The sequence below is a fragment of the Rubrimonas sp. genome (genome assembly GCF_036788415.1).
Classification (GTDB): domain Bacteria; phylum Pseudomonadota; class Alphaproteobacteria; order Rhodobacterales; family Rhodobacteraceae; genus Rubrimonas.
In genome coordinates this window covers 1-2,898 of sequence record NZ_DAIQNN010000197.1, presented here as the reverse complement: position 1 = coordinate 2,898, position 2,898 = coordinate 1, and the positions used below count along the sequence as shown (strand labels likewise).

Here is a 2,898-nt window from a genome sequence, read left to right as displayed (position 1 = left end):
TACCAGGACCTGCTGCGGCTACATCTCGACGAGGGCGTCGCCGGGATCGTCGGCAGCGTCGAGGCGCGCGAGCGTAACGGGCGGATCTATCTCTACGATCGCTATCGGCTCGGATCCCAGATGATGAGCCGCTATCTTGGTCTCGACGCCCCGGAGCTGCGGGACAGGCTGGCCCGCGCGGCCGAGATCAGGGAGAGGGCCGAGCCTCGCCAGCGGGAGATGGCGCGGCTTGCGCGAGTTCTGCGGGCCGAGGGCATGATCGGCGTCGACCGGGACACGGGCTCCCTCCTGCTCGCATTCGCCAAGGCGGGTCTCTTCCGCCTCGGCGGCACGATCGTCGGTACGGCCGCCTACACGCTCTACCAGGGCGAGCTCGGGCTTCGCTTTCCCTTCGACGAGCTGGCGCAGACCGGCGATCTCGACGTGGCGAGCTTCGAGCGGCTCTCCGTCGCGATCGGCGACCGCGTCGAGCAGGAGCCCGGCGACATCCTCGCTGCGATGAAGTTCGAGCCCGTCCCGGGCGTATTCGACCGCCAGGTCTGGCGCTGGCGCCAGAGCCGGGGCGCGGCCATGGTCGAGTTCCTGACGCCGGCCTTCGGGGAGGAGGCGGTGCGGCCCTTGCCGGCGCTCGGCGTGAGCGCACAGGGCCTGCGCTATCTCAACTTCCTGATCTCGGACCCGATCCATGCGGTGGCGCTCTATCGGTCGGGCGTCCTCGTCCAAATCCCGCGGCCCGAGCGCTTCGCGGTGCACAAGCTCATCGTCGCCGACCGCAGGCGGGACGGGCCGGACCAAGCGAAGGCGCGCAAGGACCGGGCTCAGGCGGCGTTCCTCGTAGAAGCGCTGGCCCTGGACCGGCCCGACGACCTCGCCGAGGCGTGGCGCGACGCCCTCGGTCGCGGCCCGCGCTGGCGCGAACGGATCGAGGCGAGCCTCGCGCGGCTGCCGCGGACGCGAGAGATCCTCGCCGGGTTCGGCTGACGCGAGGCCCTGGAGGCCGTCGCCTTCAGCGGTGCGCATCAGGAACTTGGGAAAATCGCCGTCGCCGGTTCAGACGCGCGACTGCTCCTATCCACTTACAACAGGTCGAGCGGAAGGCGCGTCTGGCGAACAATTATTTACGAATCGTTATTGTTGCGGAACGTTAGTCTGCGACGTCCTTGATTGTCGCGCGGGTCGGGGGCGGCCCGGGTCCTTTCGGCGCTCGACGTCTGCTTGCGAGAGCCGGAGCCGGCCGAGTGGGCGTCCCCGCCCGTCTCGATCTGCTCGAGCGACGATGGTCGGCATGTGAGGCCTGCCGCCCAGCGCTGCGCGGCGCCGAGAGATGACGGTTGATGGCCAATCGGCATTATACCATATTCTGGTATAGAAACTCGGGAGAGCCATCATGCCGCGCAACACCTCCGTGATCGTCGGCGACCACTTCGCGCAGTTCATCGCCGAGAAGGTCGGCGAGGGCCGCTACGCCTCGGCGAGCGACGTGGTTCGCGCCGGTCTGCGCCTGCTGGAGGAGCGCGAGGCGGGCCTGTCCGCCGTGCGCGCGGCGATCGACGAGGGCGAGCGTAGCGGCGAGCCGGCGCCGCTCGACATCGACGCCTTCGTGGTTGAGCGGCGCGCGCGCGCCTGAATGCGCGTCGATTACACGCCGCGCGCCAAGGCCGACCTCGCCGACATCTGGGACTACACCGCCGGGCGCTGGGGCGTCGCGCAGGCCGAAAGGTATGTCCGCGCCGTCGACGCCGTCGCCTGGAGGGTCGCCGCCGGGACGGCGCCGACGCGCGACCTGGCGGAGGTTCGGGAGGGCTACCGCTGCGCGGTCAGCGGCTCCCATTTCCTGATCCTGCGCGACGGCGACGACGGCACGCTCATCGTCGTGCGCGTGCTTCATCGTCGGATGGCGATCGACCGCCATCTCGACCCGTAGCCGGGGAGCCGCCATCGCGCACCGGGTCGGCGGCGTCGGTCGTCGAGACCGCCTCGGTGTCGATCGGCACGAAGTGCTCGGTGCGGTCGAGCGGCGCGATATGCGCGCCCGCCGTCTCCAGCGCGCCGGTCAGCAGGTCGCGCCCGACCGCGCTGTGCTGGCGGACGCCGATGCGGCGACCGGCGAGGAGCCCCGGCGGGAAGGCCGCCAGCATGCCGGCGACATAGCGGGCGCCCACGCCCTCGAGCGTCGCCACGCCGCCGCCAGGCCGGTCGGGTCCGGGCGCGGCGAGAGCGGCCTTCACGCCAGCCTCGTCCGCCTCCGCGATCTCTCCGTCGGCCGCGTTGAACTTGATCCCGTTACGGTCGAAGGGGATGTGGCTGCCGGTGACCATGGCGGCGGGGCATCCGCGATCCAGCGCCTCCCGGGCCAGCGCAGAGGTGGGTAGCGCGCCGCAGTCCTCCGCCCGCAGGCCCGCCGCCGCCGCCGCGCGCGCGACCGCCGCCGCGATGCGCGGCGAGGACGGGCGCAGGTCGCGGCCGACAAGCAGTGTCGTCGCCGGGCGCCCGGTGGTGGCGAGGTGGTCGAGGAAGGCGCGCGTCCAGGCGGCGCAGGCCGCGTCGGTCATGTCCGAGACTGGGCCGCGCAGCCCGCTGGTGCCGAAGTCCGTCGCCATTCCCCCAAGCGACTACGGCGTGACCATAGCGGCGCTGCCGCGACGCGTCAGCCATGGCGGCCGCGGACGCACGAGGAAAGCCGGCGCGTCTCCGCGCGCGGCCTGGCGCGCGCCCTGCGCTGTCAGCTTGGCGCCCCAAAGCGCTCGCCGCCTGTGCGACACAGAGACTTAGTCTCGATGGGCCGGTCTCCGTTCGACAGGAAGCGCGAGCTTCCGGGCGAGCGGAGGCGAGCCCTTGGAGAGGCGGTGGGAGGCCGGTCAAGGGCGCCGCGGCACGCGGCGCTTGCGCAGCCCTTGA

Annotated in this window: 4 protein-coding genes; 3 read left to right on the top strand and 1 reads right to left on the bottom strand. The window is 71.9% G+C overall.

The window, feature by feature from the left end; all coding sequences use genetic code 11:
• From V7Q31_RS18425 to V7Q31_RS18415, 3 genes are all read left to right on the top strand, one after another.
• A partial coding sequence (locus V7Q31_RS18425; protein WP_333835300.1) for a nucleotidyltransferase family protein occupies positions 1 to 981 on the top strand: 981 nt, incomplete at its 5' end.
• 406 nt (positions 982 to 1,387) lie between these two features.
• Positions 1,388 to 1,627, top strand: coding sequence for a type II toxin-antitoxin system ParD family antitoxin (locus tag V7Q31_RS18420; protein ID WP_333835299.1), 240 nt, complete (start codon positions 1,388 to 1,390; stop codon positions 1,625 to 1,627).
• On the top strand, positions 1,628 to 1,924 hold the full coding sequence (locus tag V7Q31_RS18415; RefSeq protein WP_333835298.1) for a type II toxin-antitoxin system RelE/ParE family toxin: 297 nt from the start codon (positions 1,628 to 1,630) through the stop codon (positions 1,922 to 1,924).
• Here V7Q31_RS18415 and V7Q31_RS18410 read toward each other — a convergent pair.
• Entirely contained in the window at positions 1,866 to 2,600 is a 735-nt protein-coding gene (locus V7Q31_RS18410; RefSeq protein WP_333835297.1) for a hypothetical protein, read from the bottom strand. The genes V7Q31_RS18415 and V7Q31_RS18410 overlap by 59 nt on opposite strands.
• Positions 2,601 to 2,898: the final 298 nt, after the last annotated feature.

What these genes read in the sequence shown, in the direction of transcription:
- V7Q31_RS18420 (WP_333835299.1), top strand. Translation starts at nt 1,388, where the DNA reads ATGCCGCGCAACACCTCCGTGATCGTCGGCGACCACTTCGCGCAGTTC.
- V7Q31_RS18415 (WP_333835298.1), top strand. Translation starts at nt 1,628, where the DNA reads ATGCGCGTCGATTACACGCCGCGCGCCAAGGCCGACCTCGCCGACATC.
- V7Q31_RS18410 (WP_333835297.1), bottom strand. Translation starts at nt 2,600, where the DNA reads ATGGCGACGGACTTCGGCACCAGCGGGCTGCGCGGCCCAGTCTCGGAC.